At 47.7% G+C, this 13,121-nt stretch carries 11 protein-coding genes; all 11 read right to left on the bottom strand.

The features are described 5' to 3' along the window. Positions 1–263: 263 nt before the first annotated feature. The gene (locus tag EV202_RS12020) at positions 264–1,001 is read right to left on the bottom strand and encodes an HAD-IA family hydrolase (protein ID WP_131927226.1); all 738 of its coding nucleotides are present in this window, start codon (positions 999–1,001) and stop codon (positions 264–266) included. Positions 1,002–1,192: 191 nt separating this feature from the next. Continuing rightward, complete coding sequence (locus EV202_RS15090; protein WP_164996195.1) at positions 1,193–1,360, bottom strand: hypothetical protein; 168 nt, start codon at positions 1,358–1,360, stop codon at positions 1,193–1,195. Between the two features lie 323 nt (positions 1,361–1,683). Continuing rightward, positions 1,684–3,048 (bottom strand): hypothetical protein, encoded by a 1,365-nt coding sequence (locus tag EV202_RS12025; RefSeq protein ID WP_131927227.1) that lies wholly within the window; start codon positions 3,046–3,048, stop codon positions 1,684–1,686. 144 nt (positions 3,049–3,192) lie between these two features. After that, on the bottom strand, positions 3,193–3,885 hold the full coding sequence (locus tag EV202_RS12030; RefSeq protein ID WP_129588714.1) for a porin family protein: 693 nt from the start codon (positions 3,883–3,885) through the stop codon (positions 3,193–3,195). 28 nt (positions 3,886–3,913) lie between these two features. Next, the gene (locus EV202_RS12035; RefSeq protein WP_131927228.1) at positions 3,914–4,759 is read right to left on the bottom strand and encodes a Cbp1 family collagen-binding glycoprotein adhesin; all 846 of its coding nucleotides are present in this window, start codon (positions 4,757–4,759) and stop codon (positions 3,914–3,916) included. 48 nt (positions 4,760–4,807) lie between these two features. Beyond that, positions 4,808–5,335 (bottom strand): hypothetical protein, encoded by a 528-nt coding sequence (locus EV202_RS12040; protein ID WP_106068070.1) that lies wholly within the window; start codon positions 5,333–5,335, stop codon positions 4,808–4,810. A gap of 56 nt (positions 5,336–5,391) precedes the next feature. Next, positions 5,392–6,663: a hypothetical protein gene (locus tag EV202_RS12045; protein ID WP_129588715.1), complete on the bottom strand. Its 1,272-nt coding sequence runs from the start codon at positions 6,661–6,663 to the stop codon at positions 5,392–5,394. 472 nt (positions 6,664–7,135) lie between these two features. Further along, the gene (locus EV202_RS12050) at positions 7,136–8,341 is read right to left on the bottom strand and encodes a helix-turn-helix domain-containing protein (protein WP_131927229.1); all 1,206 of its coding nucleotides are present in this window, start codon (positions 8,339–8,341) and stop codon (positions 7,136–7,138) included. A 122-nt stretch (positions 8,342–8,463) separates the two neighbouring features. Beyond that, a complete protein-coding gene (locus EV202_RS12055) occupies positions 8,464–9,801 on the bottom strand; it encodes a glucose-6-phosphate isomerase (protein WP_131927230.1) in 1,338 nt (445 codons plus the stop codon). A gap of 60 nt (positions 9,802–9,861) precedes the next feature. Continuing rightward, on the bottom strand, positions 9,862–10,857 hold the full coding sequence (locus EV202_RS12060) for an NAD(P)H-dependent glycerol-3-phosphate dehydrogenase (protein ID WP_131752448.1): 996 nt from the start codon (positions 10,855–10,857) through the stop codon (positions 9,862–9,864). Positions 10,858–10,940: 83 nt separating this feature from the next. Beyond that, complete coding sequence (gene lysS / locus EV202_RS12065) at positions 10,941–12,671, bottom strand: lysine--tRNA ligase (protein ID WP_131927231.1); 1,731 nt, start codon at positions 12,669–12,671, stop codon at positions 10,941–10,943. Between the last annotated feature and the right edge of the window lie 450 nt (positions 12,672–13,121).

Below are 13,121 nucleotides of genomic sequence, written 5' to 3' on the forward strand. Positions count from 1 at the left end.
TCACGCCGATGGTACTGCGTAACAGTGGGAGAGTAGGTAGCCGCCGTCTTTTTTTGAAGTGGCCCCTCCATCCGGGAACGGATGGAGGGGCTTTCCGCTTTTATTCCTTTTGGATAGTCCGGTGACAGGGAGAGCCTGGGAATTCAGGTTCCTTATAGCTTCCTTTACTGGTGCATGGGTGCTGAATTGGGGATAAAAACAATATATGGAAGAAGATTTTATTCTAAACACTACATAATCAGGAAAGCATTTAGCTATCTTAGTTACGATTGCTTTTTTAATGCAATGTTCAGTTTTTCCCAATTGTCGTAAAGTGCCTGCATGGAGGGAAACAATACGTTGGCTCCGGCATCCAGCAGTACTTGTGCGTCTAACGGGCCGGTATTGACTGCTATTGTAAATATGCCTGCCGCCACTCCTGCCTCTACTCCGATGGGAGCATTTTCTATAACAATGGCTTCATCGGCTTTTATGCCTGCTTTCTGCAATCCCATCAAGTAAGGTTCCGGATGAGGTTTACCATATTTTACGTCATAGGCAGTCACCATATGTTCACGCCGGAATATGCCGGGGAAACTCTGATTGAGCCGATTCAGCAGGGAGTGTTGTCCGGAGCCGGTGACAAGTACCGGAATAAGGCCTGCTGCTTTTACTTTTTGCAGTATTTCCCATGCACCGGGCATAGGCAACGGTTCGGGATGAGTGCCGAACTCAACGCTTTTCTCCGCATAGATGCGCTTAATCAGTTCAGCCGGTGCGTCTGTGCCGTGTTGCCGACGGTAGACGATGTTAATTGTTCCGGCGCCTGTGCGTCCTTCGTGCATATATGCCTCTTCGCGGCTTAGATGCAAGCCGTGGCGTTCCATCACTTTATGCCAAGCATCTGTATGGTAGGGCATGGAGTTGAATAATACGCCGTCCATGTCGAAAAGAACGGCCTTGAGTTGGATATGAGGAAGTCCGGAAGTTTCCGTAAAGCGGAAAGTGGCGTTTTCAATCATTTTCTATACCTGTTGTTTAGCGGAGGCAAAGATAGGTATAATTCTCTTGATTGATGATAACAAATACAGAATCTACGGATATATGCGGTCTTTATGGTTCGAGACAGCAAATTCCCACATGATTCTGTACTCTGAAAGTCGCCATGGAGGTGTTTCGCAACACCCCCTGACGAGAAAAAAGAACAACCAAACTATTCCATTGTACGGATGGGCAAGTCCGCCACTCCGTTGTATGTGGCGTGTGTGCTTGCCAATCTTATTTTCGGCCCCGGAATCAAGGAACAGTAATTCAGTACATGACGTATTCTTGCTCTTTGTTGGGGGGTGAATTCTTGTATGTAACCAATCTCATAGTCCATGATGTTTAGTGACGTAAAGACTTTATCCCTTTCGCAGTCGTATCGTTGTGCCAACTCCTCGACGGCGCACCACTGCGGAGCTTAGGTCACAGAGCACATTCCACATTACTGCTGACGCTTATTTCTAACGTCGCCCCTTCGCAACTGATGCCGGAGAAAGAGGTGTCGGACAATTCCAACAACTCTTTCTCACCTTGTTTGCAATCAAAGAGAACAAGACATGCAATGACGGCTGAAACTAAGAACAGGGGTTTCGTGATTCTGCTCCTTTAATGATTTATATTTTCTATTTGAATCATATTTTCAAATGGAACAGGCTTTTATCAGGAAAACCCTTGCCCATTTTTATAGGGATATAACACTACAGTCTCTCCATCGCTGTTGGTCAGATGAAATGCTCCTTCTTTAATAGAAAATTTAAGGACTACGGTCTCAGTTTTCCCATCTTCATCGGTGCCAGTGATACTTAGCGTATCTCCTGATAGTTTCCATTTTATCTGAATCTCTCTTTCTTTCTTAAACCCTCCTTCATAAGAATCATCAAGGATGTATTCTGTGATCGTTCCGGTATGGTTCGCTTTAAATACCAGAATGGCAACTCCGCCCTCGTCATAGCTTATCCATTTACCTATCTGTATAAGATACTGTTCCGGCCCATTGCCGGAGGAAGCTATCTCCTTGATGCGTTCTGCAAAATCTTCCAGATCTGAATCCAACAGTTCATATTTAGAGCCTAAGCGATCCTGAATGAGTTCATTGACCGATTTGTTGAGTTCCGCAACCTGTTCTTGTGTCCAGTCGCCGAGGATGTCGAGAAAGTCTTTCTCGGCATCAAGCAGATCTGAATTGTAAGTCTCTGCAAGAGTCGATTTTAGAACTGTGGTCAACAGCTTGAAGTTTGTATTACATGCTTTTGACAGTTTTGCGCCGTCAAGATTGCCGTCGGCAAAGGAAATCAGCAGTTCTCCATTGTCATTGACGAAGTTATAGGCACTTTCTCCCCATTGAATGAGGTCGTCGGATGTGGCGATGACGAGCCCTACTCCGGCCTGAATAAGCTTCGGCGCAGCCGTAATCGCCAAGTCAATGGGGCGTATGTGGCATTGGTCGCAATAGTTTTGAAAGGCTTCGCAATAGGGCTTATGTTCACTCCCATGTCCGGAAAGTCCACCGGTGTAGTATATGTCCTTGAAGATGGCCGGCGCATAGCGGTCCAGCTTTCCGGTAGAGAAATCCGCCCAAAAATCTTTGACGTTGTAATTCTTGGGCAGATGGTCAGGGTCTATGGCGCCAAACAGTTCGCGCCTCACCTTGCTGTCTTTTATATTGATGCCCGCTTTTTTGATGACTCCCAAAGCTGCGTATCTCGGCAGGGCGGTGGACGACTCCATTGCTTTGTAGAAGTCGTAGCCTGCTTTTACTTGGGCGATTGTTCCGCGCGTCTTTGTCTGACTCTTGCCAAGTGCCGTCAGTAGTTCGTATATCTTATCCGGGTCGTTGTATGAGGCATCCGGATTGGCAAGGCCAAAAATCATGCGCATGCGCAACTCCTCGTACACCGAATAGAACGACTTGCCGTTTACAGACGTATCCGTAAACTCATAATCGGCCTCAGTGTCGTTTTTCTCGCAAGAGGTGAAGACACACGCCGAGCATATCAGGATGAAAAATAATAAATACCTTTTCATAAGTGTACAGATGATAATGATTCTACGTTTCTTAATATAGCTTCTTCTAAGCAACAATCTTTTCTTCGGAAAGCCGGTTGAGGGTTCATGGCTGTTTCCTGATTCTTTGCCTTGAACCCTCTCTTGCTCTATATCCGGCAGATGTCAGAAGATGATTCCGAAAGTCAAGTCGAACGAGTTCACTTTTGTATGTGCGGTGATTTCATTCAAATCCATCGAATAACTGATACCACCTATGAACTTGTCGTTGAAACGGGCGCGTAGTCCGAAATGGAGGCCGAACTGCACACGCTTCCACGGCTCCTGTCCCGCCTTTTTCATCTCTTCCTTTGAGAAAACATCTACTTTGTCAAATTTTCCTATGATATTTCCCCGCAAATAGACTCCCGCATAGGGGTCGAGGTTGATATTGTCGGCAATCGGAAAAGTATAGATGGCGCTGACGGGTATCTTGGCGGATAACATGCTGAACTTGTCTTGAAAGAAATATTGGGCTATGACTCCCGGTTCGATGTAGAAGGGTGTATTGCCCATGTTGATGGCTTTGAGATAGCCGGCGGAGAGTCCTGTGAATCCGCTGCTGGCACTCATTCCTTCGGCACTGATTTTCCAACTGGATGCGTTGTACTGCACGATGAAGCTGCTGAATCCCTCGTAATCGGACGAGCTGTAACTTTTCTGCTGCTTCTGCGGCTGTGCTTTCTGTTGGCTTTGCGATTGCGTCTGCTTGTTCTGCTTTTTCGCTTTCAGTTGGTCGAGTGTAATCACTTGTTGTGCCGACATTGATGCGCAAACTACTGCGAATGCTGCCATCATTAAGAATCTGAATCGTTTCATAATAAATAGGATTTAAAAGTTATTGATACTAATTGGTTTGAATAATCAGGTACTTCGTGTTGCTCCAGAAAGCCTCCGGGTCTAAGATGTGGATTTCTGAAGCATCCTTGCTTGTGCGTACAATCTCGTAGGAAGACGAGGGCATGGTGGAGAGTACTTTCGGCTTGCCTGCCGGAATCTCCATTCCGCCAAAGGTACGTGTGTCTACTTCCGTGAAGAGTTCGTGCGGCAGGTCGTCATAGTTTATTTTCGATCCCTTCAGGATACCGTTTTCTTTCAGAATCTTCTTCGATCCCATCACGACAAAGCCTTTGCCTATCTTCGCACTGCTCAGTAGCTTCTCCTGCTCTTGCAACTTTTTGTTGAGCGTTTGGTTGTCCTGATTCAGCGAGCTTACCTTTCCACGCAGTTGGGCGATGTTCACGTTCTTCTGGTTCAAGTCGTTCTTCAGCTGGGTTATCATTTGGTCTTTCTCTTCAATCTGTCGGTTCAGATAGTCTATAAGCGTTTCCAGCTTCTTCATGTCCACACCTTTCGCTTCCAGCATTTCGGCCATCTTCTTTATCTTCTCGCGCTGCTCCATGAGCGTGTTGGCAAAGGATTCGAGGTTCTTCTTCAACTGTTCTTTGTCTACCAATGTCCCTTCCGGCCCTTTGTTTGAAAAGAAGAGCCTGCCCTCTTGTTTTGCAATGGTGTCGAGCCCTTCGGAGAGGGTAGACACAAACGAGGTCATCTGCTCCATGATGCTTTGGTTTTGGGCGTTCATGGCTTCCAAAGAGTCCACTTGCTTTCTCAATTTGTCGGTTGCTCCGCCACAAGCCGCCATGCCCGTCAGGGCGATGAGGGCTGTGGCTAAATACAGTAATTTTCTCATTGTATAATTTTTGGGTTGTTTTCTTGACGTTATTACGTGCTTCCTCTTTTACAGTGGATTGGCCGTGATCTCCATTTTAATGGTACACCGCACAGTGAAACTGGCAGTTACGGCACCGGATTTGGTTTCGGCTCTGCCACGTACAACAATCTTCTTGTTTTTCAGCAGGTTATTGCCTATCCTATCGAGTGTGCTTTGATCGGCCACATTGATGGTTGTTCCTTTCTGTTTCATTTCGGGCACGTCCACATCATTTCCTTTATACACGGTGCTGCCGTCTACTTTCAGTTCCAAGTCATACACGGCATTGTTGCCGTTGTAGGCGGGCACGCTCACAACGAGGCTCGTAACCTTGATTTTCTCCAAGTAGTCCATGTACTCTTTCAGCTCCTCGGCGTCGCTGAGTTTTACCTCCAACTGGTCTTCGCCCGACGTGTCGTTGTTTAACCTGACGGGAATGTTAATAGCCACTTCGGATTGAAATTCCACATCGGCCAATCCTTTTACCTTGTCGCATCCGCTGAATATGGCTAATGCTGCAAGCATGGCGAATAGTTTGATTGTTGCTGTTTTCATACTGAATCTTATTTATGATTGTTTGTAAAGCAGTAATTCTTCTATCTGTTAATTTATCAGAAGGTATAAGTCACGATGTATTGCTTTCCGTTGGAACTGGTGATTGTTACTTTGTCGAATACCTCCTCTGCCCCACCCGGTATGTAGAATGTGGCTTGGCCGTTGGAATTGCTGGCTTTGGTTTCCTCCTTCGAATAGCCATCGGTGCCGATGATATGGAAGTGTATGTTGCATCCGGCTATGGCAGGCATCAGTGTGGCGGTTACAGTTACGCTTTGTCCGGGCGACGGATTGGTCGGAGAGGCTGCTCCGTTTACGAACTTGATGTCGTCGCAACTGTTGGCTGCAAACGGTTTGTCCATTCTGCAAATCTCCGGTTTGGTATCGCTGTTGTTCACCTCCGAAGTCTTTACCAATTGTATGTCGAGCGTACGCTCGTTGCCGGCTTGGGGATATTTGAAGTTTTTAATTACTACGGGAGCGTATCCGCCATCTACGTGAAGCGATACTGTTGCACCTTCGGGAATCATGTGGGTAGGCAGATGTCCTCCTACGGTGGTTTTTCCCGTTGTCATATAATATGTACCTTCGCTGCTTTTGGTCTTGCTTTTTCCCCACCAACTACACATCCACGCTACTCCGGCTCCTACCACTGCCCCTACGGCGGTAGTGGCGGCTACTGTGACGACAACGGGGGCTGCGGCCACCGATAGAGCAGCACCGGTGATTAAGGCAGCACCGGTTCCGATAACTGCTCCTGTTCCTATATTTGCAGCCTTTTTAAGTTGCTCTTTTTGGAGCTTGTTCATGCCTGTGTGATATTCTTCAAGTGCATCTACTTCATCTACTTTTTTCTTTTCCTCATATTTTTTCTCTATCTTCTTGACCTCTTCCTTTGTTTCTTTAATCACATCTCCCACAGACTTCGCCAATCCCACGCTGAGACCGTTGTCTGTGCCCGGAATGAAGTCGTATACGCTGCAACTGAATTCGGCTCTTGTCTCCACTGTATGCGATTTGGTGAATGCTTCCCAATGGCTTTGCAGTTCGTTCTGTCTTTCCAGAGCCGCTACAAGCTGTTCGCCTGCTTTAATATATTCTTCCACTATTTTGCTTGCCTCTGCTACGGCAAGCTTTTGGAAGTTGGCCGATTCAAAGGCTTGAGTCTTGACGATATAGTCTTCAAGACTTCTGTTCATATCCACAATTTGAGTGTCGAATGCTTTCACATTTCCTTCGTATGTACTCAAATCTTCAGAGTCGCTCTTTTCGCAGGCCATAAAATGAAGCAGAGTAAAAGAGAGTATTCCCAATAAGGAGGTTAGCATGTATCTCCTTTTGACCGAATGCAAAAGAGACCGGTACTTCTGCACACCTTTTCTTCTTTTTTTGTACAATTTGCAGTTCTCTGTTTTCATAATTAATAAGTCTTAAGTTGTCCTACTCTGTCTTAGCTTTTCGGCTTCGCTACTCATGTTCTTGTGATTTTTACACAAAAAAAATTAAAATAGGCTTTGAGGGAACTAACAAAACGTACAAATCGACTAACAAAACGTACAAAGGTTCGTTTTAAGGGCATATTTTGAGGCTGTCGGAGGGAGGAGGGACAAAATTGTTAAATAATTCCCATATCAGAGTATGTCTGAGTCCACACATTAGTAAATCCAAGCTCACACTTTAGTAGGTCTGAACCCGCACTTTAGTTGGGTTAAGCCCGCACTTTAGGCTTGCTACCCTCACACTTTAGGGAAGGTAAGCCCACGCTTTAGGAGAGCTAAGCCCGCACGTCAGGAAACCGCATCATTTGCAATGCTGTTTGTTCCATTGCTTGGGTGTGACACCCGTGTGTTTTTTAAAGATTCGGTAGAAAGATACTTCGTTTGTAAAACCTGACATCTCAAAGATTTCGAGTATGGAATATTCCGGGTCTTTCGAGGTGAGCAGCGATTTGGCATACTCCACCCGGTAGCTGTTGATGAAATCGGAGAAAGAGGTGTTAAGCTCCTTGTTGAGGTAATTGGAGATGTATGTCCGGTTGCTGCCTGTCAGTTTGGCAACGTCGGTGATGAGCAATCCTTTTTGACGGAAGAGCTGTCGGCTTTCTACGACCCGGCACATTGTTTCTCCGAGAAGAAGATATTCCGGATTGGTGTCTTTGGCAGTGAGGCCGTTCCTGCCATTGTTGATGACATTTTCGGCAACAGTTGTTGATTCGTCTTTTTCCGCCGTCGTTTGTTCGTCGCGGCAGAGGTCGATGGCGGTGAACTTCTGTTTGAAACCCACGTATGCCACAGAGAAAATCATGGTGCTGAAAATCACAGAAGGGATGATGACCATCCATGACTCCTGAATGAAGAAATCGCGTCCTATGTAGTTGGCTATGGCCGACAGAATGGTGAAGATTATGAATATGATCAGCAGTGAGCGTATCGGAGTCAGCGTTTTCTCCTCGGTATTGGCATAGAAGTTATTGACCTGCTTGTTGAATGCGGTGAGTCTTTTGGAACCGAAGTAGCATACCGGAATCAGTTGGATGGCATAAACTGTCTTCATGACGAGTAGCCTGAGGTATTGAGCTTGGGCGATGGCGGAATGCGTGACCTCTGATGCATCATGTTTGTAAAAATAGCTTTCTACGAAAGGAATCCGCTCATTGCCCATCATGATGTAGAGCACGGCGGCCGCCAGGCTGATAAGCAGGGCGGGGAGCAATACCCAATAATCCCGGATGCGCAGGGGTGTAGCGTCCGTAAGTTTGCGGATGTATAAGTAGTATAGCGGATAGCCTGCCAGTGTACAGAAAGTGTAGATGCTTTCGACGATGGAAAAAAGTTGGACATTTTTGTTGAAGTAAGCTGCATGCGAGAAGTAGAGCATGGCACAGACCAACATGAAACGGGTCAATAATCTCTTGGCGGGGTCTGCCGCACGATATTCCTTCAAGAAGATTACCGACCAAAAAAGGCACACTCCGAAAGGGAGGGTGGAGAATATGGCGTTTATCATTGTCTCTATTTTTTGATGAAACAAAGATAAATGTTTATGTATTAAATAAAAAATAAAACGTAAAAAAAGTTACATCACGAAAGCCATGATGTAACTTTTTTGTGTGATTCCGGATTCCCGGATTACAGTCTTGCCTGAATGGCTTTGGATTCCTCTTCGTACCCCGGTTTGTTGAGCAGGGCGAACATATTCTTCTTGTAGGCCTCTACGCCCGGTTGGTCGAACGGGTTGACTCCCAGAATGTAGCCGCTGATGCCGCATGCCTTCTCGAAGAAGTAGAGCAAACCGCCGATGCTCTCTTCGTTCAAAGCGGGAATGACGATGCGTATGTTGGGCACACCGCCATCGACGTGGGCAAGCTGTGTTCCCAGTTCCGCCATTTTGTTCACTTCGTCCACACGTTTGCCGGCGAGGAAGTTCAGACCATCGAGGTTCTGTGCATCGGTGGGAACTTCTAATTTATGGTTTGTTTTTTCTACCGAAATCACCGTCTCGTAGATGGTGCGTTCGCCCTCCTGAATCCATTGTCCCATGGAATGCAGGTCGGTAGAGAAGTCTACGGCGGCAGGGAAGATGCCTTTGTTTTCTTTACCTTCGGACTCTCCGTAAAGTTGTTTCCACCATTCGCTCACGTAGTGCAGCTTGGGGTTGAAGTTTACGAGAATTTCAATTTTTTTACCGTTCCGGTAGAGTTCGTTGCGGGTAGCGGCATAGATGGCGGTAGGGTTTTGGGCAAACGGAACATCTTTGCCGCAAGCCTTTTCCATGGCTGTTGCACCGGCCACCAGCTTGTCGATGTCGAAACCTGCCACTGCGATGGGCAGCAGACCTACCGGAGTCAAAACAGAGAAGCGTCCGCCTACGTTGTCGGGGATGATGAAAGATTTATAACCCTCGTTGTCGGCCGTCACACGGGCTGCTCCTTTCTTGGCGTCTGTGATGGCTACGATTACTTTCTTTGCCATGTCCTTGCCTCGCCGGTCTTCGCATAACTTCTTCAGGAGGCGGAAAGCCAGAGCTGTTTCGGTGGTGGTTCCTGATTTGGAGATGTTGATAATGCCGAATTTCTTGTCTGCCAAGTATCGGGTAAGTTCGTACAGATAATCTTCACCGATGTTGTGTCCTGCATACAGGATGACCGGCGCCGTTTTCTTGTCGTGCAACCAAGTGAAGCTGTCCGACAGGGCTTCTATTACCGCACGTGCACCGAGGTAGCTTCCGCCGATGCCGGCAACGACCACTACCTCGCAGTTATCGCGCAAGGTTTTTGCGGTGGCTTTCAGGTCGGCCAGATGCTCTTTGGTGATGGAAGAGGGGAGATGCAACCAGCCCAAGAAGTCGTTGCCTTTGCCCGTACCTTTCTCTAAAGCTTCCTGTGCAGCTTTTGCTTGAGTTTCATAGGCGAAGACTTTTTCTTTGGAAATGAATCCGAGAGTCTTTTCGATGTTTAAATTGATCATAATATTCCAAGTTTTAAGTTCTGTATTCTGTAACGATTATTGTGGTTATTCTTGGTTGTCTTACCGGAAGGAGTCGGTGAGCAGCTTGATTTCAATCATCGGCGAGATGCGTTCGTACAGAATGTTGTACACGGCATCGACGATGGGCATGTTGACATGATAATGCTTGTTGATTTCCTTGATGCATTTTGTGCCATAGTATCCTTCGGCAATCATTTCCATCTCTATCTGTGCGCTTTTCACGGAGTATCCTTTGCCAATCATCGTGCCGAACGTGCGGTTGCGGCTGAAGTTGGAGTAGCCCGTCACTAACAGGTCGCCCAGATAGGCGGAGTCGTTCACGTTCCGGTTCAACGGATGCGCGGTTTGCAGAAACCTGTTCATCTCCTGTACGGCGTTGGACATGAGCACCGCCTGAAAATTGTCGCCATACTTCAGGCCACTGCATATTCCGGCAGCAATGGCATATACGTTTTTCAGCACCGAACTGTATTCGATGCCGGCAACGTCGTTGCTGACGGAGGTCTTGATGAACGAGCTGGCCAGTTTGCGGGCAATGACACACGCCTTGTCGGTGTCGGGGCAGGCAATGGTGAGATACGACAGGCGTTCCAGAGCCACTTCCTCGGCATGGCAAGGACCTGCCAGCACGGCGATGTTCTCGGCCGGTACGCCGTATTCTTTGGTAAAATATTCGGATACAATCATGTTGTCATCGGGCACAATGCCTTTGATGGCCGTCATGATGAACTTATCCTTGATTTTGGTTTTCAGTTTTTTCAGGTGGACTTTCAGATAAGGAGAGGGGGTGACGAAGATGAGCGTATCGGATTCTCTCACAATGTCGTTGATGTTGGAGCTGAAATTGATGCGCTTGATGTCGAATTTGACGCCCGTCAGGTAGGCCGGATTGTGTCCGAGCCGTTTGAAGTCGGCAATACGGTCGTCGCGCCGCATGTACCAGTTTATCGACTCTGCTTGCGACAGAACCATTTTGGCAATGGCTGTTGCCCAACTTCCTCCGCCCATGATGGCTATCTTACCGGGTAGTTTCATGATAATTAATAATGAAAAAAGAAAAATGAAAAGCGGAAAGGAGGTCGGATGCCTTCCCTTTCTCACTTTTCATTATTAATTTTTTAATCTTTAATCGCATTTATCCAGTCGGTAACGTCGTTTACCGTCGGGTTTGCCAGTTCCAGTTTATACTTCTTGTTGATGCCGCAAATGTCCATGTGGAGTTTTTGCGGGTTCACGTCTTTCATGTCGCTTACCAAGTTGTATCCGGCTTTTTGGATGAGGGCCACCCACGCTTCGGGAATGCCCAGAGCCGTGAATTTGGCGGCAGCGTCTTTCGGCGTTGTCTTTTCGGGACGCATCTGCGGGAAGAAGAGCACTTCCTGAATGAATGCCTTTCCGGTCATCAGCATGGTCAGACGGTCGATGCCGATGCCGATGCCCGATGTGGGAGGCATGCCGTATTGCAGGGCTTTGAGGAAGTCCTGATCGATGAACATGGCTTCGTCGTCTCCCTTTTCGCTCAGTTGCAACTGGTCTTTGAAGCGTTCTTCCTGATCGATGGGGTCGTTCAGCTCGCTGTATGCGTTGGCCAACTCCTTGCCGTTTACCATCAGCTCGAAACGCTCGGTCAGCCCCGGCTTGCTGCGGTGCATCTTGGTGAGCGGACTCATCTCTACGGGATAGTCGGTGATGAAGGTAGGTTGTATGAAGCTGCCTTCGCAGAATTCGCCGAAGATTTCGTCGATCAGCTTGCCCTTGCCCATGGTGTCGTCAATCTCCATTTTCAGTTCCTTGCACACCGCCCGGATTTCGTCTTCGCTCTTTCCTTCGAGGTCGTGGCCCGTCTTTTCCTTGATGGCTTCCAGAATGGGCAGACGGCGGTAAGGAGCTTTGAAGCTGATGGTCTTGCCGTCTATCTCGGTCTCCGTACTTCCGTTTACGGCGATGCAGATGCGTTCCAACAGTTTCTCGGTGAAGCTCATCATCCAGTTGTAGTCTTTATATTGTACGTACAGCTCCATGCAGGTGAACTCCGGATTATGGTTTTTGTCCATGCCTTCGTTGCGGAAATTCTTTCCTATCTCATATACGCCCTCGAAGCCGCCTACAATGAGGCGTTTCAGGTACAGTTCGGTGGCGATGCGCAGATAAAGGTCGATGTCCAGCGAGTTGTGGTGCGTGATGAAAGGGCGTGCGCTGGCTCCGCCGGGGATGGATTGCAGAATCGGCGTTTCCACTTCGGTGTATCCGGCTTCGTCCAAGGCGGCACGCATGGTCTTGATGATGGCGGCGCGCTTCAGGAAAGTCTCTTTTACGCCGTCGTTCACGATGAGGTCTACATACCGTTGGCGGTAGCGCAGTTCGGGGTCGTCGAAAGAGTCGTATGCCACGCCGTCCTTGTATTTGACGATGGGCAACGGCTTGATGCTTTTGGAGAGTACGGTCAGCTTCCGGGCATGGATGCTGATTTCGCCCATCTGGGTGCGGAATACAAAACCCTCGATGCCGATGAAGTCGCCCAAATCGAGCAAGCGTTTGAACACGGTGTTGTACATCTCCTTGTCTTCGTCCGGGCAGATGTCATCGCGGGTGATGTACACCTGTATACGTCCTTTCGAGTCCTGCAATTCGATGAACGAGGCCTTGCCCATCACGCGGCGGCTCATCATACGTCCGGCCACGGATACCTGCCGGGGTTCGGCGTCGTCTTTGAATTCGTCTTTAATATCGGTGGAGAAAGCATTGGTTACATACTCTGCCGCGGGATAAGGCTCGATACCCATTGCGCGAAGTTCATTCATGCTGTTGCGACGAATGATTTCCTGTTCACTTAGTTCTAATACGTTCATTTCGCTATATTTCACTCAATTCGGGTACAAAAGTAAGAAACATTTTTCAGATATGCGAACCTTTTTCCAAATAATACTTATAAGCAGAGAAGATGCCCGAGGGCCGGAAAACTGTGCGTGCGGCATGAGCTTCGCAAGAATCATGGGGCAGGGGATTCGGTGGCCGGAACAAATTCGACAAGGTTTCTGAAAACAGGAATTGCCGGGATTGCTTATGATGAGTGCGGCAAATGTGCGTTTTTTTCTTTTTATGTTACAAATAGGATGAAAAAAAGTTTATCTCCCGAAGCCATTTCATTTCAGTCCTTGAGTGAATGGGAATCAGTCGGCGACTGAAACGGTTTCACTCAGGGACTGAAATGGTTTCAGTCGCCGACTGATTGTACCCCCTCTCAGAATGCCTTCCGGGTGGGGTGAGAGGGGGAAATGAAAAGTCAGGAAATCTTGTTG

Origin of the sequence: Prevotella heparinolytica (genome assembly GCF_004342845.1) — a bacterium.
In the GTDB taxonomy this organism is placed as follows: domain Bacteria; phylum Bacteroidota; class Bacteroidia; order Bacteroidales; family Bacteroidaceae; genus Bacteroides; species Bacteroides heparinolyticus.

Bases quoted from the DNA above. Each gene is read 5' to 3' on its own strand.
- EV202_RS12020 (WP_131927226.1), bottom strand. From the start codon at position 1,001: ATGATTGAAAACGCCACTTTCCGCTTTACGGAAACTTCCGGACTTCCT.
- EV202_RS15090 (WP_164996195.1), bottom strand. From the start codon at position 1,360: ATGGACTATGAGATTGGTTACATACAAGAATTCACCCCCCAACAAAGA.
- EV202_RS12025 (WP_131927227.1), bottom strand. From the start codon at position 3,048: ATGAAAAGGTATTTATTATTTTTCATCCTGATATGCTCGGCGTGTGTC.
- EV202_RS12030 (WP_129588714.1), bottom strand. From the start codon at position 3,885: ATGAAACGATTCAGATTCTTAATGATGGCAGCATTCGCAGTAGTTTGC.
- EV202_RS12035 (WP_131927228.1), bottom strand. From the start codon at position 4,759: ATGAGAAAATTACTGTATTTAGCCACAGCCCTCATCGCCCTGACGGGC.
- EV202_RS12040 (WP_106068070.1), bottom strand. From the start codon at position 5,335: ATGAAAACAGCAACAATCAAACTATTCGCCATGCTTGCAGCATTAGCC.
- EV202_RS12045 (WP_129588715.1), bottom strand. From the start codon at position 6,663: ATGCTAACCTCCTTATTGGGAATACTCTCTTTTACTCTGCTTCATTTT.
- EV202_RS12050 (WP_131927229.1), bottom strand. From the start codon at position 8,341: ATGATAAACGCCATATTCTCCACCCTCCCTTTCGGAGTGTGCCTTTTT.
- EV202_RS12055 (WP_131927230.1), bottom strand. From the start codon at position 9,801: ATGATCAATTTAAACATCGAAAAGACTCTCGGATTCATTTCCAAAGAA.
- EV202_RS12060 (WP_131752448.1), bottom strand. From the start codon at position 10,857: ATGAAACTACCCGGTAAGATAGCCATCATGGGCGGAGGAAGTTGGGCA.
- lysS (WP_131927231.1), bottom strand. From the start codon at position 12,671: ATGAACGTATTAGAACTAAGTGAACAGGAAATCATTCGTCGCAACAGC.